Genomic DNA, 26,017 nt, shown 5'->3' on the forward strand with positions numbered 1-26,017 from the left:
ACGGCGGCAGCCGCACCGGGAGCGGCGGCCGCGCCACGACCGGCAGCCGCCCCGCAGGCGGCACAGCGGACAGCGGTCCTCGTGTTTCACGGCTTGGCGGCCGCGCAGCAGGACCCGGTGGCGCGCGCGGTGGACACCATCAAACAGCTTGGTGCCGGCAATGACATCGATGTCACGGCCACCACGGACCCCGGTGTCTTCACCACGGCCGGGCTGTCGGCGTACCGCAGCGTGGTCTTTCTCTCCGCGACGGGCGCCGCGCTCAACCGCGACCAGGAGTCGGCGCTACAGAGCTACCTGAGGGCCGGCGGCGGGTTCGTCGGCATCGCCGACGCCGCCCGCGCCCAGGTCGACTCGGCCTGGTTCACCGGCCTGATCGGCACCCGTCCGGCGGGCGCCATCGGAGTCGCCGAGCCGGTGGCCGCGGTGACCGCCAGCGGCGAGAACCCGCCGACCGAGACCAAGGAGAAGCTGACCGACGGCGACGCCAACACCAAGTGGCTGGTCCGCACCCCGACGGCCTGGGTGGCGTACCAGCTGGCCGCGCCCAAGCGGATCACCGGGTACGCGTTGACGTCGGCCAACGACTTCGTCGGGCGGGACCCGAAGGACTGGACCCTGCAGGGTTCCACCGACGGGCAGAGCTGGTCCGATCTGGACCGACGCACCGGGCAGACCTTCGGGGACCGGTTACAGACCCGCCGGTTCGACATCGCCACGCCGCAGGAGTTCAGCCGCTACCGGTTGAACATCACCGCGAACAGCGGTGAGCCGCTGATTCAGCTCGCCGATCTGCGCCTGTTCACCGGCAGCACCACCACGCCCGAGCCGCCCGCGGTGAACCGCGCGGTGGTCGACATCCTGGACCGGAAACACCCGGCCACGGCGTCACTGCCGTTGACCGTCACCCGCTCCGACCGCTGGGAGAACTGGGACCCGAACCCGATCGGCACGGTGCACACGCTCGCCCAGGTCGAGGAGCGGCACTACAACCCGGGGCCGGCCGCCAACGGCGCCTTCCACCCGGTGTCCTGGTGCCGGGACTACGACGGTGGCCGGTCGTTCTACACCGGCATGGGCCACACCGAGGGCAGCTACGGTGAGGAGGCGTTCCGCGCCCACCTCGCCGGGGCGCTCAACTGGACCACCGGCCGCGTACGCGGCGACTGCCAGGCCACCATCGCCGCGAACTACAAGGTGGAGCGACTCACCGCGGCCAACCAGACCGGGCAACTGGACCAGATCGGCGAGCCGCACGGGCTCACCATCGCGCCGGACGGGACGGCCTTCTACGTCGGCAAGGCGGCGTGCCCGAGCGGCCCGATCGCGGACTGGAACGACCCGAAGGTCGGCCTGGGCTGCGGCACCATCCACTCCTGGGACCCGCGGACCAAGCAGGCCAAACTGCTCACCACCCTGGAGGTGATGGGCAACCGGGGCAGCGGCTCCGAGCTGGTGAAGAACGAGGAGGGCCTGCTCGGCATCGTGCCCGACCCCGCGTTCGCCGAGAACGGCTGGCTCTACGTCTACTGGATGCCGCACGAGTCGATCGACCGGGTCAAGCGGGTCGGGCAGCGGACCGTCTCCCGGTTCACCTACGACCGGCAGGCGCAGACCATCGACCAGGCGACCCGCAAGGATCTGTTGCAGTTCCCCGTGCAGATCCACAGCTGCTGCCACGCCGGCGGCGGGATGGCGTTCGACGCGAAGGGCAACCTCTACGTCGGCTCCGGCGACAACAACTCCTCCGAGGGATCCCAGGGCTACTCCGGCAACAACTGGACCCAGGAGTACCAGAGCATCTCCTTCCAGGACGCCCGCCGTACCTCGGGCAACACCAACGACCTCGCTGGCAAGATCATCCGGATCCACCCGGAGGCCGACGGCACGTACACCATCCCGGAGGGCAACCTCTTCCCGCCGGGCACCGAGAAGACCCGCCCGGAGATCTACGTGATGGGCGTGCGCAACATCGCCCGCCTGCAGATCGACCCGGAGCACCAGTGGCTGACCGCCGGCTGGGTCGGCCCGGACGCCTCGTCGCCCAGCCCCACACTCGGCCCGGCCAAGTACGAGACCGCCACCATCATCACCTCGGCCGGCAACCAGGGCTGGCCCTACTGCATGGGCAACCGGCAGCCGTACCGGGACCGCAGCAGCACCGACGCGAGTGTGCTGACCGGCTGGTACGACTGCGACAACCTGAAGAACGATTCCCCGCGTAACACCGGCCTGGTGGACATCCCGGCGGCCCGGGACAACATGATCTGGTATTCGCCGGACGGCGGCGGCCCGGTCTTCCCGAAGCGCACCGACGGCAGCGGCCTGCCCACCTACGTCGCTGCCGACGCCACCTACACGCAGCCGTACCTGCGCGGCGGCGGGCAGGCCATCATGTCCGGCCCGACCTACCACCGCGACCGGGTCGACCCGAACAGCACGGTGGCGTGGCCGGCGTACTGGGACGAGAAGTGGTTCATCGGCGACCAGTCGAACGCCGCCAACCGGGTCGCGGTGACCGTCGATGAGGCCGGCGTGCCGACGGCCACGCCACCGGTCTACGCCGAGACGCTGCGCGCCATCATCCCGAGCGGTAACGGCGACACCCGGCTGCAGAGCTGGATGGACGCCAAGTTCGGCCCGGACGGCGCGCTCTACCTGCTGGACTACGGAGGCGGTTTCTTCAGCCTGCACCCCAACCAGAAGCTGATCCGGATCACCTACACCGGCGGCGCGCCCACCCCGGCACCCGCGGCGACCTCGGTGGCCGTGCAGAACAAGCCCCTGACCATCGCCTTCGACGGCGCGCGCTCCGGCGGCGTCAGCCACCGGTGGGAGTTCGGCGACGGCGCCACGTCCACCGAGGTGAACCCCCGGCACACGTACGCCAAGGTCGGCACCTACACCGCGAAGCTCACCGTCACGTACGCCGACGGGGAGACGGCGACGGTGCAGACCACGGTCACGGTGGGCTGCGCGGTGCCGGACGACCGGCAGAACGTGTGGCTCGGCGACACGGACACCGGGGTGGAAAGCCGCACGGTCGGGCAGGGTTGCACGGTCAACGACCTGATCGACGACGAGAGCACCTGGGCCGACCACAACAGTTTCGTCCGCCACGTGACCACGGTGACCCGCGCGCTGCAGGACGACGGTCTGCTCAACGCCCGCGAGAGTGGCACGTTGACCCGGCTGGCCGCCGCGTCCGAGATCGGGCGCACCGGACACACCGGGTACGAGCCGCTCTTCGACGGTACCGCCGAGTCGCTGCGCGGCTGGCAGCAGGCGCCGACGGGATCGTTCAGCATCCAGCCGGACGGGTCGCTGCGCTCCAGCGGCGGGCTGGGCATGCTCTGGCACACCAAGGAGCTGGGCGACTTCTCGCTGAGGCTGCAGTTCCGGGACATCGCGCCGGGCACCGGCCGGGCCAACACCGGCGTCTTCATCCGCTTCCCGGACCTGCGAACCCCGCTCGACCAGCGGCCGGAGGGAAGCTGCGGCACGGTCGGGTCGGCCCGGACCTCGCCGGCCTGGATGGCGATCTACTGCGGACACGAGATCCAGATCTACGACGGGGAGACCGGTGAGCCGCAGAAGACCGGTTCGGTCTACAACTTCGACCCGGTGCCGCTCGCTCAGGCCGGCGTCACTCCGAAGAACGTGTGGAACGACTACGAGATCCGCGTGGTCGGCCAGCACTACACGATGATCCGCAACGGCGTGGTGATCAACGAGTTCGACAACACGCCGGGCAAGCAGTCCTCCCGTGCCGGCGATCCGCCGACCGATCTGCGGCAGTTCCTGCGTGGCTTCATCGGTCTGCAGAACCACGGTGACAACGACCTGGCCGAGTTCCGCAACATCCGCGCGCGGGAACTCTAGGAGAAACGATGACCCGACGACTCACGGCCGCGCTGTCGGCGCTGCTGCTCACGGTGATCCCGTTGGCCGCGACGCCCGCCAGCGCCGCCCCGCGCGTCGCCGCGGACCAGGTGTTGACCTGGACCGCCGACGACGACATCACCCGCTACAAGTCCGCGCCCGTCCAGGCGGTCGCCGGCGCGACAACCATCATCTGGGAGAACAGCGCGGCCACCGGCAACACCACCGGGATGCCGCACACGCTCACCTTCGACACCAGCAGCGAGGGCTACAACCACGACGTCACGCTCAACATCCTGGCCAGCCCGTTCGACGCCAACGACGGCCGCCACCAGGCGACGGTGAATCTGACCCCGGGCCGGTACCGCTACTTCTGCTCGATCCCGGGCCACAGTCAGATGGTCGGCGAACTGGTGGTCACCGACGGCGGAGGTGGCGGCGACACCACGGCGCCGACCGTCGACGCCGTCGTCTCGGGCGACCGTGACGGTGACGGCAACTACCTCGGCGCGGCCACGGTGACCGTCACGGCCACCGACGCCGACTCCGGTGTGGACACCATCGAGTACCAGATCGACGACACCAGCTTCCAGCCGTACACGCAGCCGGTGCGGGTGACCGCGGTCGGCGACCACTCGGTGCAGTTCCGGGCCACCGACCAGGCCGGCAACGCCAGCGCGGTCGGCTCGGTGTCGTTCCGGATCGTCGAGCCGACCGAGGAGGACACCACCGCGCCGGTGGTCACGGCCACGCCGGGCGGCGAGCAGGACGGCGACGGCAACTACCTCGGTACGGCCACCATCACGCTGACCGCCACCGATGCCGGGTCCGGCGTCGCCACCATCGAGTACGCGCTGGACGGGGGCGCCTTCACCGCGTACACGGCCCCGTTCGTCGTGACCACGGTGGGCATGCACATGCTGCACTACCGGGCGACCGACGTCGCGGGGAACACGTCGGCCGAGCAGATGGCCCACTTCACCGTCGTGGAGCCGCAGGCCGAGGACACCACCGGACCCACGGTCGCCGCCACGGTGGCCGGGGACCGGAACGACGACGGCGCGTACGTCGGCGGTGCGACAGTCACCGTCACCGCCACCGATGACGGCTCGGGGGTGGCGTCGATCGAGTACGCCCTCGACGGCGGTGGCTGGGCCGCGTACGCCAGCCCGGTCGTCGTCCGGACCGTCGGAGCGCACACCCTGCGGTACCGGGCGACCGACACCGCGGGGAACGCCGCCGCCGAGCAGTCCACCACGTTCACGGTGGTGGCCGACGGCAGCGACGGCTGTCCCGCCTCGGACACCCGGGCCACCGTGATCATCGACGGTGACGACACCGGAGTGGCGAACGTCGACACCGGCGACGGCTGCACCATCAACGATCTGATCGACGAACACGCCGACTACCCCGGTCACGCCGACTTCGTCCGGCACGTCGAAGCGGTCACCACCGCGCTCGTGACCGGCGGCACGCTCAACCGGCGACAGCAGGGCGCCATCGTCCGGGCCGCGGCCCGATCGGACGTCGGCGCATGAGTCCTCGAACCTCATCGACAGGGAGTACCACGATGCCCGGACGTACCATCGCCAAGCTGGCCACCGTGAGCGCCGTCATCGCCGCCTCGGTGCTTGCGGTGGCGCCCACCGCACACGCCGACCTGGTCACCCACTGCATCGGCACCGGCGGTGCCGTGACCGTGCCCAACGACCTGCTCGTGCCGGCCGGCGAGTCCTGCGCCCTGACCGGCACCACGATCACCGGCAACGTCACCGTCGCGGCCGGCGCCAACCTGGTGGTTGCCGGCGGCCGGGTCAGCGGTGAGGTACGCGTCGCCGCGGACGGCTACCTCGACGCCACCGCGACGACGATCGACGGTCAGGTGGTCCTGGCCGCCGGCGGGTACGGCGTCTTCCTCTCCGATGCCAGCAGCGGCAACGTGACGGTGCGGCCGAAGGGCACCGCGACCGTGGACAGCTTCCTGTTCGTGGAGGAGTCGACGATCGTCGGGACGGTCACCGCCGGCGCGGGTGAGGTCCGGCTCGACCGGGGCACGCAGGTGCAGCGCAACGTCAGCAGCACCGGCACCTACTACACCGACGTGCACGACTCGTTCGTCGACGGCACCCTCTCGGTGCTGAACAGCGCCACCGGCAGTGTGGTGTGCGGCAGCGCGGTGCGCGGTCGGGCCACCTTCGCCGGCAACCTGGGTGGTGTACAGCTCGGCCCGAACGGCACCCTCGACAGTTGCGCCTCCGGCGGCTACTGGGGCACGGACGTCAGCGTCACCAGCACCACCGGCGGTGTCACCGTCGACGACAACATCATCAACGGTCAGTTGACGGTGACGGGCAACGACCCGGTGGCCCAGGTGGCCGCGAACAACCGGATCCGCGGCGGCGTGACCGGTGACCAGGCGGCGAGCAGCAACCGGGCGGCCCGGGTGGCCGTTCCGGATCGCGAGGAGGCCGGTGACGAGCGGGCTGAGCTTCGCCGTACCTCGGCGGTGCGGGAGGCCACCGAGGCTGGCGCCGCGAGGCTCTAGCTAGCTGATCGATGCGACAACGGCCGGTCACCCCCGAACCCCGGAGGTGACCGGCCGCAGCCTGGCAACGCTGTTTCGGCATGATCCACTCGGTTCCCTGGACATCGGGGTGTCTGGGGCGGTCTGACACCGCGGCTTCCTGGAAGCCGAGTCGATCAGTGCCTCGTCGGCTAGAAGTTACCTGCCGAGTTGCACTTCACGCCCTGGTCGAGGCAGTTGCGCACCCGTGCGGCGAGCGCCTCGTCCTTCCAGGCGTTGAAGAAGTCCGCGTGCATGGAGAACGACGTGCCGGACGCGAGGGTGATGCCGTCCGTGTTCGCGCTCAACGGGTACGAGATCACGAACGACACCGAGGGGACCGGCACCGGGTGGCTCGTCGGGCAGGCCCCGGTGTGGTCACCGTTGGCCATGTGCGCCTTGTGGTCGGGGCTGTCCAGGTGCTTGCCGTCCCAGCAGTCCGGGAAGGTGATCTGCCGGACGATGTTCGCGGTCTTGGCGCAGACCGGGAAGGTCTTGTCGGCGCTGCGGCCGATCTCACCGCCGATGCCGGCGCACCAGAAGTGATTGCCCTGCCTGTCCGGGGTGTCGACCTGATTCTTGGCATTACCGGTGATCATGCGCAGGCCGAACGGGAAGGGCTGGGTCCTGCTCGGGTCCTTCAGACGCGATCCGTAGTAGACGGTCACCTCCGTCGGGTCCACGACCTTGCCGTTCTGGTACATGGTGGGCACCCAGTAGGCGGACTGGTCGTCCGGCGAGTTGCAGGTGGTCGCCTTCGACGCCCGCAGCGACTCGGCGGTCGAGTTGGCGTCGGTCGACCTGTTGCCCCAGAAGGTGTGGTTGTGCGAGCCGTTGACCAGTTTCGGCAGCACGATCGGGTCGTCGCTGTTGTGGTGGCTGGTCGTGCAGCCGACGTTGAACTCGGGCACCTTGACCGGGTTGCCGGTCACCGGCTTGGGTTTGCGCGCGAAGAACGCGCTCGTCGCGGCGGCCTGCGCGGCGGGGTCGATGGTGATCCAGCCACCGGCCACCGTCGGCGGGGTGGCGCTTGTCGACGGGGTCACCGGCTGTGCCGAAGTGGACGGGGTAGCCGAAGCGCTCGGTGCGCTCGGTGCGCCCGGCGCGCTCGCCGTGGCGGAGGCGTCGCCGGGGACGTCGGACGTCGGTGCCTCCGGGCCGGACGAGCCGATGCCGGTGTCGCTCGATGGACCGGACGCACCGGGGGTGCCCGGAGCCTCCTTGCATCCGCCGGCCAGCGCCACGCTCAGCAGCAACACGGCGGTGACGGAACGGCGCTGTCCAACGGTGGGTCGCAGATTAATCAACGGGGGTGCACCTTTCTTCCGAGCACGAAGAATACGAGCGCACCCCCGAACCACTTCCCACCGCGACGATTAATTCTCCCTTAAATATCGTTCCGCGATTGCCCGAGCGGATTTGCGCAACGGCCGGGCTGTCGGATCGATCTCATTTCCCGGATTCTTCTTCAAAAACTGTAATCGGCGACTCCGCTGTCACTCGGCAGGCTGCTCCGCTGCGGGCTAGGGCTGCCCGGCGGCGTCGTGGAAGGCGCTCGGGTCGTTGGCCAGGGACGCCTTGACGTACGCGCTCCACTCGTCGGCGAGGACTTCGATCCGATCGGCCTCGATGCCGTCCAGGGCGACGCGTACGACGTCCCGTCGTAGCTGGCCGTCAGGTCGGTGTCCGCCATGCCCAGGTGCAGGCCGGTCACGAGGGTTGCCTGCTTCGCCAGTTCCAGCCGAATTCCGTTGGTCAGGCTCCATTCGGCTGCCTTCGCCGCGGCGTAGCCGTTGGCGTTGGTGTTGGCCCCGTCAAAGGAGAACCAGGACAGCGCCGACAGGACGTTGAGGATCCCGCCGCCACCATTGGCGCCGAGCGCGATCGAACCGGTGATCTGGATGATTGGTTGCCTCCTGGCAGGTTCAACGACGAGCCGTACGCGAGCTACGCTAAAACCTGACGCTGACGCGAGAGACAAGGTTGTGTGGCTGGTGTCACCGACCGGGGGAGGGGCCGTGCGCATCGGTGAGCTGGCCGCGCAGACCGGGGTGTCCGTGCGAGCCCTGCGCTACTACGAGGAGCAGGGCCTCCTGACGGCCGCACGCAGCGGCGGCGGCCAACGCCACTACCTGCACCACGCGGTCGACCGGGTCCACCTGATCCAGACGCTGTACGCCGCCGGCCTGGCCAGCCGTACCATCCTGGATCTGCTGCCCTGCGTCGACGCGAACGTCAACACCCCGGAGTCCCGGGCCATGCTGCGCGCCGAACGCGACCGCATCGATCAGCAGGTCGCCCGGCTCCGGCAGGCCAGGGACCGGCTCGAAGCGGTCATCACTCTCAGCGAGGACCCGGCGAGTGGCTGCACCCGGACGGAGGTCGACACCCTCGTGTCCGCGACGGGTCACCACCACTGAGTAACCGGCGGCAGCCGTTCCCCGCCGCGACGCGGGTGCCGTCGCACGCTCAGGTCTGGGCCAGCTCGGGGATGCCGTAGTGCTCATCGAGGACCTGCATGGCGGCGCCCGCGGCGATGGCGTCCGCGCCGAGCCTGGACAGGCTCACCCGGGTCCGGAGCCAGTCCACACGTCGCGCGTCCGCCTGGACGGCCTCGGTGACGGCCGCGAGATAGGTCTCCGCGTGCCGGAGGAGATCCGCGCCCGCCAGCACCACGTGCGCGAGGTCGAGGGTCTGAAGCAGGTTGACGACGCCCACCGCCACGACGCGGGCGGCACGTGCCAGGTCGCCGGCCTCGGTGGCGTGGCGGTGCACGATCTCCAGGCAGCCGTGCCGGCCGCAGACGCAGCGAGGACCGTCTAGGTCGACGACCGTGTGGCCGAACTCTCCCGCGTTGGTGTGCGCGCCCCGGTGGGCCGCGCCGCCCAGCCAGAAGCCCCCGCCGATCCCAGACTCGATCATGATGAGCGCCGCGTCGCCGAACGTCGCGCCGTGTCGCCAGGCTTCGGCCGTGATCCCCGCGGTGACGTCCTTGTCGAGGTGGACGGGTAGGTCCAGGTGCTTCTCGGCGATCTCGCGCAGCGGTACGTCGTGCCAGTGCCGCAAACCGTGGGCGCCGCGGACCAGGCCGTGGGCGTGGTCCAGTGGGCCGATCATGCCGATGCCCACGCCGGTGAGTCGGCTCCCGACGTCGGTGCTGCCGATCATCGTGTCGATGCCGGAGCGCAGGGCGTCGAGCAGGTGCCGCGGTGTGAAGTCGCCGGGCAGCGGGCTGACCGCCGAGTGGCGCACGGTGCCGGCAAGGTCGACCAGGACCAGCCGCAGCGTGCGCCGGGCGACGTGGGCGCCGATCGCGTACCGGCTGTCGGGGACGAGTTCGTAGACGATGGCGGGCTTGCCGACGCCCGGCCGGCGGGCACCGGTGGGACGGATCAGGCCGTCGGCGCCGAGGCGGGCGATGACCTTGGAGACCGCCTGGGGGGTCAGGCCGGTGGCCTGGACCACTGTCGAGCGCTCGAAGCGTCGAGCGCTACGACCCACACCCAGCACCAGTGCCTGGTTGTAGCCGCGCAGGAACCTGACGTCCGCAGTGATGCGAGTCATCTCGACACTCTATTACGCAACGCTGTTGCTAAATTTTCTCAGTGATCGAGTTGAGCAGAGGTCGACGGGTGGCGGCGCTTGTCGCCCTGGCACTGGGTGGCGTCGCGATCGGCCTGACCGAGTTCGTGGCGATGGGCCTGCTGCCCGACATCGCGCGCGGTCTGCTCTCGCGGGAGTACGCCCAGTCATCGTCCGGGGCGGTTGCCCGAGCGGGTTGGATGATCACCGCGTACGCGCTCGGCGTGGTCGTGGGCGCGCCCCTGATCGCCGCGCTGAGCGCACGCCTGCCCCGCAAGAAGCTCGTGCTCGGGCTGCTCGTCCTCTTCGCCGTGGGCACTGTCGGTTCCGCGCTCGCCCCCACCTTCGACCTGGTGCTGGTGGCGCGGTTCGCGGCGGCGCTTCCGCACGGCGCGTACTTCGGCGCGGCCGGCCTGCTCGCGGCGTCGCTGATGGGCCCCGGTAACGAGGCCCGGGGCTTCGCCACCGTGCTCAGCGGCCTGACCGTGAGCAACGTGGTCGGCGTACCCCTCATCACGCGGCTCGGGCAGGCGACCAGCTGGCGCGTCGCGTACCTGGTCATCGCCGGTGTCTTCGTGCTCACCCTGCTGGCGGTGCTGGCGGTCGTCCCGGAGGTCGCCGCGGCGGCCGACGGCTCGCCGGCCGCCGAGTTGCGGTCGCTGCGCACCTCGCAGGTCTGGCTGGTCGCCGCCACGGGCGCGGTCGGGTTCGCCGGGTTCTTCGCGGTGGACAGCTACATCGCACCGGTCACCACCGACGTCGCCGGGCTCTCCGCCGCGACGGTGCCGTGGGCGCTTGTCGCGGTGGGTCTCGGCATGACCGTCGGCAATGCCCTCGGTGGGTGGTTCGCGGACCGTGACCTGCGGCGCAGCATGGTCATCGGGTTCGTCGCGATGATCGTGAGCATCGCCGCGTTCAGTCTCGTCGCGTCAAATCCGGTCGGTCTGTTCGTGGGCGCGTTCCTGGTCGGTGCGACGAGCCTCTATCTCGGCCCGGTCCTGCAGGCGCGCCTGATCACCGTCGCCCCGGGCGCGCAGCTGATGGGTGCGGCGGTCAACCAGTCGGCCATGAACATCGCGAACAGCCTGGGCGCCGCCCTGGGCAGCGTCGCCATCGCCGCGGGGCTCGGGTATCTCGCGCCCGCCCGGGTGGGCGCGGTCCTCGCGGTCCTCGGGTTGGTCCTGGGGCTGGTCAGCTTCGCCGTCGGCCGGCGGACCCGCGAGCGGGTCCCGGCCACCGTCTGAGGTGGCCGGGCACCCGCGGCGGGCGGTTCAGAAGTCGTCGACGTTCACCGTCACCCGATGGGCGCTCGACCTCCAGTTGGGCACGTTGACCACCGCGTAACCGCCGCCGCGTTGCCGCACGGTGATCCCGACGAGGCCGAGGTGCGCCGGGGCGGCCGGGATGAACACGTCCACGCCGGTGATGAACGTCTGGCTGAAGAACTCCGGCAGCGGAGCGGTCAGGTCGGTCACGCCGTCGCTGTGGTCGTCGAAGGCGAAGATGGCGATCGTCCTCTTGACGCGTGGCGTGTTCGCCGCGTTCAGGACATCCCTGCCGTTGATCCACAGGCGGTCGCCGGCGTCGCCCTGGTCGCCCCACCACTCCTTCTGGCGCTGGATCGTCAGCGCGGTGTGCCGGTCGCTGGTGTCGACGAGTGCGCTGAGGCCCTCGCCCGGCACGCTTGTCGTCAGGCGCAGCAACGAGTCCGAGCGGCGGAACGGCTGGACGTAGAAGTGGTGCGTCGCCGCGCCCGGGCGCACGACCGCGAACTCGTAGCGGGCCGTGGCGAGGACCGGGACGGGACCGAACGAGCCGTCGCCGCCCAGCGGCACCCGGTGCGCGGGCCGCTGCGACAGTCGACCGCCGGTCAGCGGGCTGACCGGGTAGACCTCCAGGGTCGCGTCCGTGACGCCCACGTTGCTCGGGAAGAGCACCGCGCGACCGGACACCCGGGCGGTGCCGAAGAGTTGCGGCACGATCCGGGTCGTGTGCGGCGCTCGACCACGCAGAAATCGGAAGATCTCGTCGAACGACTCCGGCGACGACACGGTCTGGGTGTGCGACTGGTCGGGCAGGTGCACGTTCGTCGCGCCGACGATGGCGCGGGCCGGGTCGCCCTCACCCCAGATCGCGAGGGTGGGCACCCCGCCGGGAGGGGTCGTCGCAGTGCGTCCGTCCAGGTTGACGTAGTGCGCCACCCGGGCGGCGCGCGCCGGTGAGCTGGTGAGATAGCCCTGCATGACGAAGGTGCCCAGGGAGTGCGCGAGCAGGTCGACCTGATCCGCGCCGGTCGCGGCCAGCAGGCGGGAGATCCGTGCGTCGAGACCGGCGTACACCTGGGGCAGGATCGTGGCGATGTTCGGTGAGTCGTACTCGTGGGCCTCGATGATGTCGATCGGGTAGCCGTTGCTGGTCAGACGTTTGGCCTGGGACTGGAACTGCGCGGCCGACCCGGCGCTGCCGTGCACGAAGACCACCGGACGGTACGCCGGAGGGGGCGCGGCCTCGGCGGCTCGCGGGACGGGGGCGACGGACAGGCTGGCGGCGAGCGTGACCCCGGCCACCGTGGCGAGCAATCTCCGGCGAGACGTGTGCATCGTTCCTCCACCGTTACGAGACGAAGTATTTGCACTGTTAGCGCAAGTATCGTGTCAGGGTGGGGTTCGGCGGTCCATACCTTCGGCCCGTGGTCAGCTGACCTCTCTGGCGAGCAGGTCGCCGACCGCGGCCCGGACCGGATCCGGATTGGCCCAACTCCAGTTGGGGTGCGCGCGGTTGGTGAGCAGGGCGAGGACGAGTTTGCGGCCGGGGTCGACCAGGAGCGAGGGGCCGGCGAAGCCGGTGTGGCCGAAGGTCCGGGCCGAGGCGAGTCGGCCCATGAACCAGCTCTGGTTGAGGACGACGCCGAGGCCGTGCGCGGCGGTCCGGTTGGGTCGCTCCGGGTCGACGGCGGGTTTCCCGGCGTTCTGGTTGGTGAGCATCCGGCGCACGGTCGCCGCGGCGAGGATCCGCCTGCCCTGGTGGGTGCCCCCGTTGAGGAGCAGTTGGCCGATAACCGCGAGATCGGTGGCAGTCGCGAAGATGCCGGCGTGGCCGGCGATGCCGCCGAGGTGGTTGGCGACGTCGTCGTGGACGGTGCCCCGGAGCAGGCCCCGCGACGAGCGGGCGTCGGTGGCCACGAGCCGACCGGCCTTCGCGGTGCCCGACAACCAGGTGTTGGGGTTGAAGCCGGTGTCGCGTAGGCCCAGGGGGCCGGTGAGGTTGCTCTTGAGCGCCTGGTCGAGCCGCTGACCGGTGACCTTCTCGACGATCCGGCCGGCGACCATGAGCCCGACGCTGGAATAGCGGAACGTGTCCCCGGGCACGGCGCCGGAGACCAACCCGGTGGTGAGCACGGCGTTCCAGCGGGCGGCACTGTCGGCAAGGCCGGTGACCTTGGCGCCGACCGGCAGGCCGCTGGTGTGGGTCAGCAGCATCTCGACGGTGACGCGTTCGGTGCCGGCTCCGGTGAAGCCCGGCAGGTAGCCGCGGACGGGTGCGCCCAGGTCGACGCGGCCCTTGTCGACCTGCTGGAGCAGCAGGATGGCCGTGTAGACCTTGGTCACCGAGGCGAGGTCGAAGATGGAGTCGGGACGCATCACGACCCGCTGGCTCGCCGGAAGAAGCTTCGGGCCCGCGTCGTAGCGCAGCGCCTCCCCGACGGCGGTGTGCACGGTCGTCTTCCCATCAACCAGGACAACGGCGACCGCGCCGGGGAAGCCCTTGTGCGCAACGGTCTGCGATGTGGCGGGGAGGTGCTTGCGGAGCAGCGCCGTCACGCCCTGCGCGTACCGGGCCTGGCCGGCTGACACGGCACCGCCACTCGGCGACGCGGCGGCGCTCGGCGAGCCGGACGGGGCGGTGGTGCCACCGGCCGAGCCGAAGCCCACCCGGTTTCCGGCGGCGTCCGTCGCGGTCACCGCGCCGCCGGGACCGCCCGGACCGGGCTTCGGCGCGCCGTCGTCACCGCAGCCGGCGAGGGCGGAGGTCGCGACGGCCAGACCGGCCCCGAGCAGAGTACGACGCGCGATGGGCATGCCGGGAATCGTGACAGTTGACATCGACGTGCGCCAACCGAGCCCTCCAACCTCGGTCACGCCTCACCACCGGTCAACACATGGTCACCATGCGGACACGTTCGGTAAATGTGCGGTGGTTGTGCAACGATCGGCGGGCGCCACACCGACCGACCATCCCCTTGGAGAGCACGATGCCCCTCTCCCGCGCCCGGATCTTCGCCGAGCTGAACGCGGTGCGGCCTCCCGATCAGCCGTCCCCGGTACTGGGCGCGGCAGTCGTGGTCGGCGGCAGCGTCGCCGGCCTGCTGGCCGCCCGCGTGCTCTCCGACTACGCCGACAGCGTCGTCATCATCGACCGGGACGACCCGCAGGTGAGCGGCGCGCGTCCGGGCGTACCCCAGGGGACGCAGCTGCACGCGCTGCTGCCCGGCGGCTTGCTCCAGTTCGAGCGGCTGTTTCCGGGCTTCCGCGAGGAGGCTCTGGCCCGCGGGGCCGTCGAGGCGCCGCCCGCGTCCCGGCGCAACTACCTCGACGGTCGCCTGCGGGTCGTCGTCCCCGACGACGCCGACAGCCTGGCTGGCAGCCGGCCGCTCCTGGAGGGACTGATCCGCCAGCAGGTGCTGCGACTGCCGAACGTCAAGACGGTCACCGCCCGTGCCACGGGTCTCGTGTTCGACGGCACCGTGGTCACCGGGGTCCGTTGCGACGTCGGCGGGGTGCCCGGCGTGGAGAGCGGTGACCTCGTGGTGGACGCCATGGGACGGTCGAGCAAGCTGTCGGCCTGGCTGGAGCAGGCCGGCTGGGAGCGGCCGGCCACCCGGCGGGTGAGGGTGCACCTCAACTACGCGACGGCCCTGTTCCGGCGCCCGCCGACGGCCCCGGCCCCGCCCGTCGCCCTGGCGCTGAACACTCCGAGGACGGCCTCGGACGTCGCCGGCGCCGCGTTCTTCGCCATCGAGGACGGTCGGTGGATGGCCATGATGGCCGGCTACGGTGACAACCGCCCCGGCAGCACGGCTGAGGACTTCGTCCGCCGACTGCGGGAGCAGTTTCCCCCCGAGTTCGGCGACGTCGCCGACCAGGAGATGATCGGCGACGTCCAGACCTACCACCACGCCGACAGTCGACGGCGCGAATTCGCCGCGCTGCGGCGCTTCCCGGGCGGGCTCGTCAGCGTGGGCGACGCCGTCGCCTCGTTCAACCCGGTGTACGGGCAGGGCATGACGGCGGCGGCCCTGCATGCGGCCTGCCTGGCGACGTACCTGCGTGGTCGCCCGGAGCTGACCGCCCCCGCCCGGGAGTACCTCGCGTTGCAGAAGGTCGTGGTCGACGCCGCGTGGTCGACGTCGACCTCGGCCGACCTCGCGCTGCCCCACGTCGACGGGCCCTACCCGCGCGGACACCGGATCACCAGCTGGGCCAGCCGGCAGATCATCACCGCGACCGTCACCGACGTGGCGATCGCGCGACGGTTCAACGAGGTCGTCTCCATGCGGCTACACCCACTCACGCTGGCCCGGCCCGGTGTGCTCCTCGGTGCCCTGCGGGCCAACCAGCGCGCACGCTGACCAGCGGGCCAACCAGCGCGCACGCTGACCAGCGGGCCAACCAGCGCGCACGCTGACCAGCGGGCCAACCAGCGCGCACGCTGACTAGCGGGGCAGCCTGCGCAGGATGTCGACGACGAACCGGTGGTCCTCCAGCTGCGGGAGCCCGGACACGCCGACCCAGCCCACCACGCCGGTGCCGCGTACGCGCAGCGGCACCGCACCGCCGGCCGCCGCGTACCGGGAGGCCGGCAGACCGAACCTCTCGGTAAGCGTCACCTGCTTGTCCTGACACAACCGCGCCAGGTAGAGCGAGGAGTGCTCGAACCGCATCACCACCCGACCCTTGCGGCGCAACCACCCGTCGTTGTCCGCCGTCGACCCGGGCAGGCCGCAGTGGAACAGCTGGCGACCGGCCCGCCACACCCCCACCGAGACGGGCAACCGCTGGTCCCGGGCGGCGGCGACGGCGAGCTGCCCCAGCTCGTACGCGTCGGTCTCGGACAGACCCGCGAGCTCCAGCTCGGCCTCCTCGCGGAGCAGTTCGTCGAGCGTCGGCCACGATTCATGATCGGCTGTCATGACTCTCCTTCTCGTCGCACCGGGTGGTCACCAGGCGCAGGGCGCGTAGTCCTTCAGGAAACAGCCGTACAGGTCCTCGCCCAGCTCGCCACGGACGATCGGGTCGTACACCCGGGCCGCGCCGTCCGCCAGGTCCAACGGGGCGTGGAAGCCCTCGTCGGCCAGCCGCATCTTCGTCGGGTGCGGGCGTTCGTCGGTGATCCAGCCGGTGTCGACGCTCGTCATCAGGATGCCGTCGGTCAGCATCTCCTGCGCACTGGTACGGGTCAGCATGTTCAGTGCGGCCTTGGCCATGTTGGTGTGCGGGTGCCCCGGCCCCTTGTAGCCGCGGCCGAACTGGCCCTCCATCGCCGACACGTTCACCACGTACTTGCGCCGGGCCGACGCGGCCGCCATCACCGGGCGCAACCGGCTGACCAGCACGAACGGCGCGGTGACGTTGCACAGCTGCACTTCGAGCAGCTCCACCGGGTCCACCTCCTGCACCCGCTGGACCCAGCTGTTGACCGAGTCGAGGTCGGGCACGAGACCCCCGGCGTCGATGGCCGTGGACGCGGCGATCCGCTCCGGCGAGGCGGAGCCGCTGGTGAGCGCCAGCGCGGTGAGCGCGTGCGGGGTGAGCGCCGTCGACTGTGGCCCGGCGGTCAGGCTGCCCACCGGGCCACCCGGACCGTCCGGCTTGGCGAACGTGATCAGCTCCGGCAGCGGGCCGTCCGGCAGGGCCGCGGCCTCGGCGGCGATGAGCTGCGCGTACGCCCCGGGGGACCGCCGGACGGTCTGCGCCGCGTTGTTGATCAGGATGTCGAGCGGACCCTGGCTGCTGACGTCGTCGGCGAGGGCGATCACCTGGGCGGGGTCGCGCAGGTCGATGCCGACGATGCGCAGACGGTGCAGCCAGTCCCCGCTGTCGGGCATGGCGGCGAACCGGCGCACCGCGTCGTGCGGGAACCGGGTGGTCACCGTCGTGTGCGCGCCGTCGCGCAGCAGCCGCAGCGCGATGTACATACCGATCTTCGCCCGGCCGCCGGTGAGCAGCGCGCGCCGGCCGGTCAGGTCGGTACGGGCGTCGCGGCGCTCCCGGTTGAGCGCGGCGCAGGACGGGCAGAGCTGGTGGTAGAAGGCGTCCACCTCGCGGTAGCGCTGCTTGCACACGTAGCAGCCGCGGGCGTTGTGCAGGAAACCCGCCGTCTCGCCCGCGGCGGAGGACGCGAGCGGGATGCCCTGGGTCTCGTCGTCGATCCGCCCGGGGGCGCCGGTGGCGGTGGCCTCCGTCACCGCGCGGTCGGCGGCGAGGATGGCGTCGCGCCGCTCCTCCCGCCGCCGCTGCTTGATCACCTTGTAGAGCCGGGCGGTGGCCCGCTGCACCCGCACCACGTCCGGGTGGTCGGAGGGCAGCTCCTCCAACGCCTCGAAGACGCTGAGGCAGGCCTCCAGCCGGCTTCGGTCAATGCCCTCTTGACCGTTTTCGGTAATGTTGTCCACCGTCATGCGTCTCTGTCTCGTCCCATATCCCGTGCCGGCTCCAGCCGGTCCGCCCCAAGTCCGACCCGAAACGGTAGCGCCTTGCGGCATTCGACGCACCTGGCGGCTGCCCGGCGTGGTGCGCCTCGCGGCGCGGTCAGTCCGCGTCGACGTGGCCGAGCCGCCAGTAGCCCATGAAGGCCACCGCCCGCCGGTCCAGACCCCGCTCGGCGACCAGGTGCCGGCGCAGGTGACGGATCACGCCCGCCTCCCCGGCCAGCCACGCGTAGAGCGGTGCCGAGGCCACCTCCTCGGGCACCTCCCAGAGGATCTCGGTGTCCAGGTTCACGTCCGGCACGGGCTGGGCGGCCGCCGAGGCGTCGGGGGCCAGCAGCTCCCCGGCCGCGGCGACGACGGCGGGCACCAACCGGCTGCCGTACCCGTCGGCGCCCCGGGCCAGCCAACGCACCTCGATGCCGGGGGGCGTCACCAGCGGCAACACGTCGGCGGCGTCGGGCACCTCCAGCACGACAGTGCCCCGGGCGTCGAGGGGTAGCCGCTCGCAGATGCCGCTGATCGCCGGCACCGCGGTCTCGTCCCCGGCCAGCAGCAGGGCGCCGCCGGTCGACTGTCGAAACTCGACCCCGCCGTGGGTTCCGTCGAAGCCGGCGTCCGGCCCGACCAGGGCGATCTCGTCGCCGACGCTGGCCCGCCGAGCCCAGCGCGTCGCCGGGCCACTGTCGCCGTGCAGCACCAGGTCGACGTCGACCTCGGCCAGGTGCGGTCGGACCGCCCGCACGGTGTAGGTACGGATCGGGTTGCGCAGGTGGTCCGGCAGCGCCCGCCAGGTGGCGTACCAGTCCGCGCCGTCCGGCAGGCTCGCCCGGCGCTGACCGGGCAGCGGCAGCGCCAGTTTGATCCGCTGGTCGTAACCGTTGTCCGCGAACCGGTCGAGGTCCGCCCCGGTGAAGGTCACCCGGGTGAAGGACGGGCTGAGTCGGCGTACCGAGCGGACGCTGACGGTGAACACGCGCCAGGGCGCGATGGGCAGGGTCTCGGTCATGGTGCCTCTCCGGGCTAGGGCCGGCATCTACCGGGGGTTGTTCGCCACGGCGCGGGAGCGCCACAGCAGCCAGACGAAGTACGGGGCGCCGATCATGGCGGTGACCAGGCCGGCGGGGACCTGGGCCGGAGCGATGACCGTCCGGCCGAGGGTGTCGGCGACGCTGACCAGCGCCGCGCCGAGCAGGGCGGCCACCGGAAGCACCCGGGAGTGCCGCCCGCCGACGAGCGCCCGCGCGGCGTGCGGGGCGACCAGGCCGACGAAGCCGATGACCCCGACGGCCGAGACCGCGGTGGAGGTGAGTAGCGCCGCCGCGCCGAGCGCGACCAGCCGGGTGCGTTCCAGCCGGACCCCCAGCACCCGGGGGGTGTCGTCGTCCAGCGCCAGCAGGTCGAGTTCGCGACGAGCAGCGACCACGGCCGGGGTGAGTACCAGCAGGGCGATCAGCACCGGCAGCACCTGGGTGGGCATCCGGCCGTAGGTGGAGCCGGACAGCCAGGTCAACGCCTTGCCGGTGTTCCACGGGTCGAAGGCGACGACCAGATAGGTGATGACCGCCATCCCGCCCTGCCAGGCGCCGAACCCGATCAGCACCAGCCGGTCGGAGCTCAGCCCGCCGCGCCAGGCCAGGCCGTAGACCAGGGCGAACGCCAGCATCGCGCCGAGCCCGGCGACGCCGGAGACGGCCCACACCCCGGCCAGCGGCGCGAAGGTGAGCAGGGAGATGGCCCCCAGGCCGGCGCCGGCGGTGATGCCGAGGATGCCCGGTTCGGCCAGCGGGTTGCGGCAGACCGCCTGCACGGTGGTGCCGGCCACCGCGAGCGCCGCGCCGGCCAGGACCGCCGCGGCGACGCGCGGCCACCGCTGGTCCAGCACGAAGGTGTACGCCGGCCCGGTGCTGTCGTTGACCCAGTTGACGACGTCACCCAGCAGTACCCAGGTGTCACCGGCCAGCATGCCGACCGCCACGGCGGAGCCGGTCACCACGACGGCGACGGCGACGACGCCGCGGTGGAAGGCGGCGGAGCGGACGGCCGCATGCCCGCCGGGTGGGCGGCGGGTGGGGCCCGCGTCGCGGTGCCGGCGGGCCAGCCAGATGAGGATCGCCGCGCCGAACAGGGTGGTGACGACACCGGTGGGGATGTCCACTCCGGCCTGCCCGCCCATGACGGCGCGCAGCACTACGTCGGAGCCGAGCACGATGATGACGCCGGCAATGCCGGACAGCGGCAGCAGGATGCGGTGCCGGTGCACCCCCGGCACCACGGGAGCGAGCAGCCGGACGATCACCGGGGCGCACAGGCCGACGAAGCCGACCGGACCGGTGAGGGTGACGGCCGCGGCGGACAGCAGCACAGCGAAGACCATGACGGTGAGCCGGGTACGCCGCACGTCGAGCCCGAGCACGGTGGCGGTGTCGTCGCCGAGGGCGAGGATGTCGAGGCGGTGCCCGAGCAGCATCAGCACGACGATGGCGCCGACGATCACCGGCGCCAGTTGGGTCAGCGCGGTCAGGTCGCTCTGCACCAGCGAGCCGTTGCCCCACGCGAACAGGCCGATGGTGGCCTGCTCGAACAGCAGCAGCAGCAGGGTGGTCACCGACCCGAGCGCCAGGGCGGTCGCCGAGCCGGCGAGGATCAGCCGGGTGGTGCCGGCCTGCCCGCCGGAGGACATCGCCATCACCAGGCCGGCGGCGGCCAACCCTCCGCAGAAGGCGAGGCCGCCGGCGGGCAGCGCGGGCAGCGAGACGCCAAACGCGGCCACCGACACGATCGCCAGGTGTGCGCCCGCGTTGACCGCGAGGGTGTCGGGCGAGGCGAGTGGATTGCGGGCGATCGACTGCAACGCGGCACCGGCGAAGCCGAGCGCGACGCCGATGGCCAGCCCCGCGAGCAGTCGGGGCAGCCGGGCGGCGATCAGGACGCGGGCCGTCTCGTCGTCGGCGCCGGTCGCGAGCCGCAGCAGATCCAGGGCGCCGACGTTCGAGGTGCCCTGGGTGAGGTGCACCGCGCCGACCACGAGCAGCAGCAGGGTCGCGGCGACGAAGACGACGGCGACGCGGGGCGCGGCCGGGCGGCCGTCCGGAGCCGGCCGGGTGGCCGGCTCCGGACGTGGAGGTGCGCTGAGCACGCTCACACCGCGTACGTCTTGACGAGTTCGTCGATGTACTGCTTGCCGGACAGCGGTCCGCCGAAGGTCCAGATGCCGTTGGGCATCTTGTGCAGGTTGCCCTGCCGGACGAAGGGCAGCGCCTTCCAGATGGCGTTACCGGCGAGACCGTTGGCGAACACGTCGTCGCCGTCGGATGCGCTGTAGAAGAAGCGCAGGTTGGGGTCCTTGAGCACCGTCATGCCCTCGACGTCGGTCTGGCCGAGGCCCCACACCTCGTCGGTCTTGCCGGTCCACGCGTTGGTGAGACCGAGCTGGATGCCGATCTGGGAGACGAGCGCGCCCTTGCCGAACATCCGGATGCTGACGGTGCTGCCCTCCTTCCAGCCGTCGGCGATGGCGAACGGCCGGCCGGCGGCGCCCGCGTCGGCGATCTTCTTCTTGCCGTCGGCGATGGCCGCGTCGAAGTCGGTGAGCAGCTTCTCCGCCGCGGTGGTCCTGCCGACGGCCTTGGCGATCATGGTGAGGTCGGTGCGCATCCGGCCGAGGTTGTCGGCGGCGTCACTGCCCTTGGCGACCACGACGGGGGCGTACTTCTCCAGCTGACTGATCAGGTTGGCGCCCCGGTCGTCCTCCATCACGATGAGGTCGGGTTGGAGGGCGACGATCGAGTCGACGCTGGGCTCACCGCGAGTGCCGACGTCCTTGACGCTCGGGTCGAGCTTCGCGGCGGTGACCCAGGTGCCGTACCCCTTCGGGTCGGCGACGCCGACGGGCATGACGCCGAGGCTGACCAGCATCTCGACCTCGCCCCACTCCAGCCCGACGACCTTGGTCGCCGGGGCCTTGAGGGTGATCTCCTTGCCGCGGCTGTCGGTGAGGGTGACCGGGCCGCCGGCCGCCGATGAGGAGGTCTCGGGGGCCGCAGCCTTCTCGGTGGTGCCGCAGGCGCCGAGCGTCAGCGCGGTCACGACGGCGAGGAGGGCGGTGAAACGGGTACGGGTCATGACGGTCTTTCTCTGCTGGGGATGAGGGGTGTTCAGACCAGGGCGCGGATCGGGTGCCGCCCGACCGGGCGGGTGGTGACCAGTCCGCTGACCGGATCGGTGCTCACCTCGATGCGGATCCCGTAGGTCTCGGTGAGGGCGTCCTCGGTGAAGACCGTGGCCGGGGTGCCGGTGGCGCGCACCCGGCCCTGGTGCAACAGGACGATCTCGTCCGCCACGGCGGCTGCCTGGTTGAGGTCGTGCAGCACGACGCCGACTGCGACGTCGTGGTCGTTCGCGAGGTCCCGGACCAGGTCGAGGATCTCCACCTGGTAACGCAGGTCGAGGAACGTGGTGGGCTCGTCGAGAAGCAGCACCGGGGTGTCCTGGGCCAGGCAGGTGGCCAGCCACACGCGCTGCAACTCGCCTCCGGAGAGTTCGTCCACCGGGCGATCGGCCATCGTCGCGACGCCGGTGACGTCCATGGCGCGGGCGATCGCGGCGGGACCGAGCGGGTCCTCCGCCCGCCAGCGCCCCCGGTAGGGGTGGCGGCCGTAGCCAACGACGTCGCGGACGGTGACACCGCTGGGCACCGGCCTGCTCTGGGCCAGCAGGGTGACCCGACGAGCGAACTCGCGGGCCGGGAGGCTGACGGCCGTGACGCCGTCGGCGAGGTGCACGACTCCGGCCTCGATCGGGTGCAGCCGGGCCAGCGCCCGAAGCAGCGTGGACTTGCCGCTGCCGTTGGGCCCCACCAGTGCGGTCACGGCGCCCGCGCGAAGGTTGATCACGGCACCGTGCACCACCGGCACACCGTGGTAGCCCAGCCGGAGGTCGACGCCGGACAGGCTGCGATCCCCGTTGGCCGACGCCAACTCGTTCTGCATGAGGTTAGGCTAACCTAACCTCATGGTGGCCTGTCAAGCCGGTCGCGCTCGCGTCGACAGCCGGGCGGACCGGTGGTCGTCGGTCCCGTGGGCGCGTGAGGGATGCTGGATCCGTGCACATCGCGACCCTCGGCCCACTCGCCGTCGACGGCCGACCCGTTCGGGGTGAACGGCTCGTGGCGGTGCTTCGCGCGCTCGTCGACGCGCGTGGGCGGGCGGTCTCCGTGAACCTGCTCGTGGACGCCGTCTGGGACGGCACGCCACCCGACGACGCGACAGGCGCCGTCCAGGCGCTCGTGTCCCGGGTTCGTCGTCTCGGGCTGCCCGTGGTCGCGGTGCCGGGCGGATACCGGCTGCCCGCCGAGGAGATCAGCGTCGACGCGGTCGAGGCCCGCGCGCTCGTCGACCGGGCGCGGACCGTGTTCCACTGTGGCGACGCCCGGTCCGCCCGCGGCCTGGCCGATCAGGCGCGTGCCCTGTTCCCCGAGGTCCCGGAGCTGGTCACCAGCGAGGACACGCGCCTGTTCGCGGATGTCACGGCGCTGCGCGCGCAGGCGGCACTCGCCGGTGTGGGTTCGTTCGACGAGGTCGACCTGGGCCGGCTCGTCGCGCGTACGCCCCCGGACGAGCCGTCGGCAGCCCTGCTCGTCCGGGTGCTCGCCGCCCAGGGGCGGGAGGCGGAGGCGCTAAAGGTGGTCGAGCGGCTGCGCGCCGAGCTGGCCGACCGGTACGGCACCGACCCGTCGCCCGTGATCACGAGCGTCCACCTGGCGTTGTTGCGCGGTGAACTCACCGCAGCGCCCGTCGCGGCGCCGCCCCGGCAACCGGCGCGGATCACGCTGCCCACCGCGTGGCGCCGTCCCATGGCCGCCCTGGTCGGGCGGGAGCGGGACCTGAAGGCTGTCACCGACGCGCTCGCCGAGACACCTGTCGTGACGATCGTGGCGACCGGCGGGGCGGGCAAGACCCGGCTCGCCGCCGAGGTGGCGAGACGCGCCGCCGCGGCCGGGCGCTCGGTGCGCGTCATTGAACTCGCTGGCCTGCGCTCACCCGACGAGGTGCTGCCCACGGTGCTCGCCGCGCTCGGCGGTGCGGACACCACGGCGACCGGCGGCAATCTGGGTCTGGAGCGGCGGGTCCTCAGCCCCGAGGAGCGGCTGCGCGCGGTGGCGCCGGACCTGGACGGGCTGGTGGTGCTGGACAACTGCGAGCACGTGCTCGACGCGGTCGCTGTCGCCGTCGCGGACCTGGTCGCGGCGGCCTCACCGGAGGTCGCGGTGCTCGCGACGAGCCGCGCCCCACTGGGCCTGGTCGGCGAGGTGGTGCACCGGCTGACCGCGTTGCCGGACAGCGACGCGCTCGCGCTTGTCGAGTCCCGGGCCCGGGCCGGTGGCGCCGTGCCGACCTGGGACACCGAGCGGGTGCTGGCCCTGTGCCACCGCCTCGACAACCTGCCGCTGGCACTCGAGTTGGCCGCCGCGCGACTGCGGCACATGCCGATCGACGACGTGCTCGCCGGCCTGACCGACCGGTTCGCGCTGCTCGACGACGCCCTGCGCGGCCTGCCCGAGCGGCACGCGAGCCTGTGGGCCCTGGTCGACTGGAGCAGGGAACTGCTCGCCGCGGACGACCGCCACCTGCTCCAACGGGTCGCGGTCATCCCCGCGCCGTTCACCGCAGACCTCGCCGCCGCCGTCGCGCAGACCCCGGACGTCCGGCGCGGCCTGGCGACCCTCGTCGAACAGTCCCTGCTGACCCTGGTCGAGGGGGACGGTCCGCCGCGCTACCGGATGCTCGAAACGGTCCGTGAGTACGGCGAGGCCCGACTGGACGCGGCCGGTGACCGGGACCAGGCCATGGCCGGCCTGATCAGCTGGGCACGGGAGCAGGCCGTCGCACTGGCCGGCCACTTCATCGGCCCCGGCCAGGTCGAGGCGCTGCACCGGTGCGCCGCCGAGCAGGACAACCTGGTCGCGGGCCTGCGGTGGGCACTGGGAGCGGACGACGAGCCCGCCGCCGTCGACGTCGCCACCGCGCTGTTTCACCTCTGGTCGGTGCGGGGCCTGCACCTGGAGGTGCTGTCCTGGGCGCGCGGGCTGCTGCACATCGACGACCCACAGCGACGGCTGCGGTCGGCGATCCTGCGCGGCGCGGCCAGCGGCCGACCACTGCCCAACGCCGATCGGCTGGCCTGGACGTGCGTGGTCATCAGCGTGAACGCCGGCGTCAGCGCCGACCTGCGACCCGCCGTCCTTGCCCGGCGGGCGCTGCGGACGTTGCTGGCCGAACGTCCCGCCGAGGTGTCGTCCCGGCTGACCGCTCTCGCGTCGGCGCTGCCCGGCTTCGACGCGTCCGATCTGGAGCAGAGCCTGAAGAGCGCGACCGAGATGGTCGCGCACCCGGACCCGTACGTGCAGGGGCTCGGGTTGTTCGCGCGTGCGGCGGTACGGGAGAACGGCGGACTGCCGGAGGCGTCGATCGGCGACGCCGAGCAGGCGTACCACCGCTTCGAGGCCGCCGGCGACCACTGGGGCATGGCGATGGCGGCGGGTGCCGTCGGGCAGTTCCTGGTCCCCGGCGGGGACGCCCGATCGGCCGAGTGGCTGACCCGCAGCGTGCAGCACATGGAGTTGGTCGGCGCCGCGCAGGACGCGCGGTCGATCCGGGTCCGGCTGGACGCGCAACTCGCCCTCGCCGGCGACGCGGAGGCGGAGCGGCGACTGGGCGAAACGGCCACACTGGGCCAGTCCGAGCAGATCGACGCCGCGCAGGCGTTGCTCGGCCTGGCCCGCCTCGCCTGGCAGCGCGAGCGGTACGAGGACGTGCTCGCCCACGCTGACGAGGTGTCCCGCATCCTCGCCGGCTGGACCGGGCCGCTGCCCCAGCCGCGCGTGATGCTGCGGACCACGGCGGCGGTCCTCTACCTGCGGGTCGCCGAGGCTCGGCGGGTGTCGGGGAACGACGCCGCCGCCCAGGCGACCGCGATGCTGGCGCTTGTCCGCGACGACGCGCTGACCTCACGGGACCTGCCGGTGATCGGGGCGTGGGCGTCGGGCGGCGCGGAACTCGCGGCGTACCGGGATGACATCGACACCGCCCGCGAACTGTCCGCACTCGCGAAGCGGATCGGCAGCCAGATCGAGATGTTCTTCCCGTCCGAGAACGGCGAACGGCTCAACGCCATCCTCGGGAACGAGGAGCAGCGTGAGCCGTTGCTGGCCGCGTGGCGCGAGCGGCCACCCGCCGCGGTCGTCAGCCGGATCCGCGAGCTGATGGACGACCTGCTCGCGTAGG

At 71.8% G+C, this 26,017-nt stretch carries 17 protein-coding genes and 1 pseudogene; 7 read left to right on the top strand and 11 right to left on the bottom strand.

Features of this window, described 5'->3' with window-relative positions:
* The first annotated feature begins 81 nt into the window (after positions 1-81).
* The 3 genes and pseudogenes from ACFYPM_RS25165 to ACFYPM_RS25175 all read left to right on the top strand — a co-directional run bounded on the left by ACFYPM_RS25165 (position 82) and on the right by ACFYPM_RS25175 (position 6,427).
* Positions 82-3,882, top strand: coding sequence for a ThuA domain-containing protein (locus ACFYPM_RS25165; RefSeq protein ID WP_387201520.1), 3,801 nt, complete (start codon positions 82-84; stop codon positions 3,880-3,882).
* Between the two features lie 146 nt (positions 3,883-4,028).
* A pseudogene (locus ACFYPM_RS25170) lies at positions 4,029-5,330 on the top strand (OmpL47-type beta-barrel domain-containing protein); the annotation flags it as partial.
* A gap of 122 nt (positions 5,331-5,452) precedes the next feature.
* Positions 5,453-6,427 (top strand): hypothetical protein, encoded by a 975-nt coding sequence (locus ACFYPM_RS25175; RefSeq protein ID WP_387201522.1) that lies wholly within the window; start codon positions 5,453-5,455, stop codon positions 6,425-6,427.
* Between the two features lie 170 nt (positions 6,428-6,597).
* Here the strand turns inward: ACFYPM_RS25175 and ACFYPM_RS25180 are convergent, their stop codons facing one another.
* Positions 6,598-7,752: a DUF1996 domain-containing protein gene (locus ACFYPM_RS25180; RefSeq protein WP_387201525.1), complete on the bottom strand. Its 1,155-nt coding sequence runs from the start codon at positions 7,750-7,752 to the stop codon at positions 6,598-6,600.
* A 161-nt stretch (positions 7,753-7,913) separates the two neighbouring features.
* Positions 7,914-8,426 carry a hypothetical protein gene (locus ACFYPM_RS25185; protein ID WP_387201528.1) on the bottom strand — a complete coding sequence of 171 codons (513 nt, stop codon included), beginning with the start codon at positions 8,424-8,426 and terminating at the stop codon, positions 7,914-7,916.
* Between the two features lie 37 nt (positions 8,427-8,463).
* On the opposite strand from ACFYPM_RS25185, the gene ACFYPM_RS25190 reads away from it, so the two are divergent.
* A complete protein-coding gene (locus tag ACFYPM_RS25190) occupies positions 8,464-8,865 on the top strand; it encodes a MerR family transcriptional regulator (RefSeq protein WP_387201531.1) in 402 nt (133 codons plus the stop codon).
* A gap of 49 nt (positions 8,866-8,914) precedes the next feature.
* On the opposite strand, the gene ACFYPM_RS25195 is transcribed toward ACFYPM_RS25190, so the two are convergent.
* Positions 8,915-10,009, bottom strand: coding sequence for an ROK family protein (locus ACFYPM_RS25195; RefSeq protein WP_387201534.1), 1,095 nt, complete (start codon positions 10,007-10,009; stop codon positions 8,915-8,917).
* A 41-nt stretch (positions 10,010-10,050) separates the two neighbouring features.
* Here ACFYPM_RS25195 and ACFYPM_RS25200 point away from each other — a divergent pair, with 41 nt between their 5' ends.
* Positions 10,051-11,271, top strand: a complete 1,221-nt coding sequence (locus ACFYPM_RS25200) for an MFS transporter (protein WP_387201537.1) — start codon at positions 10,051-10,053, stop codon at positions 11,269-11,271.
* 27 nt (positions 11,272-11,298) lie between these two features.
* Here the strand turns inward: ACFYPM_RS25200 and ACFYPM_RS25205 are convergent, their stop codons facing one another.
* Together ACFYPM_RS25205 and ACFYPM_RS25210 are read right to left on the bottom strand one after the other, a co-directional pair.
* Positions 11,299-12,627, bottom strand: a complete 1,329-nt coding sequence (locus ACFYPM_RS25205) for an alpha/beta hydrolase (protein WP_387201540.1) — start codon at positions 12,625-12,627, stop codon at positions 11,299-11,301.
* Positions 12,628-12,720: 93 nt separating this feature from the next.
* Complete coding sequence (locus tag ACFYPM_RS25210) at positions 12,721-14,106, bottom strand: serine hydrolase domain-containing protein (protein ID WP_387201542.1); 1,386 nt, start codon at positions 14,104-14,106, stop codon at positions 12,721-12,723.
* Between the two features lie 173 nt (positions 14,107-14,279).
* On the opposite strand from ACFYPM_RS25210, the gene ACFYPM_RS25215 reads away from it, so the two are divergent.
* Positions 14,280-15,656, top strand: coding sequence for an FAD-dependent oxidoreductase (locus ACFYPM_RS25215; protein ID WP_387201545.1), 1,377 nt, complete (start codon positions 14,280-14,282; stop codon positions 15,654-15,656).
* An 84-nt stretch (positions 15,657-15,740) separates the two neighbouring features.
* On the opposite strand, the gene ACFYPM_RS25220 is transcribed toward ACFYPM_RS25215, so the two are convergent.
* From ACFYPM_RS25220 to ACFYPM_RS25245, 6 genes are all read right to left on the bottom strand, one after another.
* Entirely contained in the window at positions 15,741-16,217 is a 477-nt protein-coding gene (locus ACFYPM_RS25220; RefSeq protein WP_387201548.1) for a heme-degrading domain-containing protein, read from the bottom strand.
* Positions 16,218-16,244: 27 nt separating this feature from the next.
* Positions 16,245-17,705 carry an SDR family NAD(P)-dependent oxidoreductase gene (locus tag ACFYPM_RS25225; RefSeq protein WP_387201551.1) on the bottom strand — a complete coding sequence of 487 codons (1,461 nt, stop codon included), beginning with the start codon at positions 17,703-17,705 and terminating at the stop codon, positions 16,245-16,247.
* A gap of 130 nt (positions 17,706-17,835) precedes the next feature.
* The gene (locus tag ACFYPM_RS25230; RefSeq protein WP_387201554.1) at positions 17,836-18,741 is read right to left on the bottom strand and encodes a siderophore-interacting protein; all 906 of its coding nucleotides are present in this window, start codon (positions 18,739-18,741) and stop codon (positions 17,836-17,838) included.
* 27 nt (positions 18,742-18,768) lie between these two features.
* A complete protein-coding gene (locus ACFYPM_RS25235; protein ID WP_387201557.1) occupies positions 18,769-20,877 on the bottom strand; it encodes an iron ABC transporter permease in 2,109 nt (702 codons plus the stop codon).
* Complete coding sequence (locus ACFYPM_RS25240; protein ID WP_387201559.1) at positions 20,874-21,857, bottom strand: ABC transporter substrate-binding protein; 984 nt, start codon at positions 21,855-21,857, stop codon at positions 20,874-20,876. The genes ACFYPM_RS25235 and ACFYPM_RS25240 overlap by 4 nt, the downstream gene beginning before the upstream one ends.
* Positions 21,858-21,889: 32 nt before the next feature.
* Positions 21,890-22,723 (bottom strand): ABC transporter ATP-binding protein, encoded by an 834-nt coding sequence (locus tag ACFYPM_RS25245; RefSeq protein WP_387201561.1) that lies wholly within the window; start codon positions 22,721-22,723, stop codon positions 21,890-21,892.
* A 113-nt stretch (positions 22,724-22,836) separates the two neighbouring features.
* On the opposite strand from ACFYPM_RS25245, the gene ACFYPM_RS25250 reads away from it, so the two are divergent.
* Positions 22,837-26,016 (top strand): BTAD domain-containing putative transcriptional regulator, encoded by a 3,180-nt coding sequence (locus tag ACFYPM_RS25250; RefSeq protein WP_387201564.1) that lies wholly within the window; start codon positions 22,837-22,839, stop codon positions 26,014-26,016.
* Position 26,017: the final 1 nt, after the last annotated feature.

The sequence above is a fragment of the Micromonospora sp. NPDC005203 genome (assembly GCF_042872705.1).
GTDB lineage: Bacteria > Actinomycetota > Actinomycetes > Mycobacteriales > Micromonosporaceae > Micromonospora.